Origin of the sequence: Pseudoflavonifractor phocaeensis, from assembly GCF_016901955.1 — a bacterium.
Taxonomy (GTDB): domain Bacteria; phylum Bacillota; class Clostridia; order Oscillospirales; family Oscillospiraceae; genus Flavonifractor; species Flavonifractor phocaeensis_A.
Genome location: NZ_JACJLC010000244.1, coordinates 1 through 365, shown reverse-complemented (window position 1 = coordinate 365; position 365 = coordinate 1). Strand labels below are relative to the sequence as shown.

Here is a 365-nt window from a genome sequence, read left to right as displayed (position 1 = left end):
GCGCCGACCGCCCAGGACACGCCCTCCTGCGCCCAGCCCGACAGCGCGCCCGTGTCGCCGAACTGCGACAGGTCGCCACGCCCGGAAGTTTCCATACCCTTAAAGCCCGCATACCGCTGGAAAATGGCGGCAAGCTGCTCGCGGGTGATGCGGTCGTCCGGGGCAAAGGTGGAAGCGTCATAGCCCTGTACAATGCCGTTGGCGTTCGCCCATGCCACCGCCTTGGCGTACCACGCATCCGCGGGTACGTCTGCAAAGGCGCTTGCACTTGCCGAAGGCTCGCCTGCTGCCCGCCACAGCACTGTCACCAGCATACCACGGGTTACCGGGTCATTGGGCGCGAACGAGGTGTCCGACACGCCGGA

Annotated in this window: 1 protein-coding gene and 1 pseudogene; both read right to left on the bottom strand. The window is 66.6% G+C overall.

Annotated features, from left to right (window positions below):
* A partial coding sequence (locus H6B51_RS18670; protein WP_243421387.1) for an S-layer homology domain-containing protein occupies positions 1–314 on the bottom strand: 314 nt, incomplete at its 3' end.
* Positions 315–365 (bottom strand): annotated as a pseudogene (locus H6B51_RS18665) (S-layer homology domain-containing protein); the annotation flags it as partial.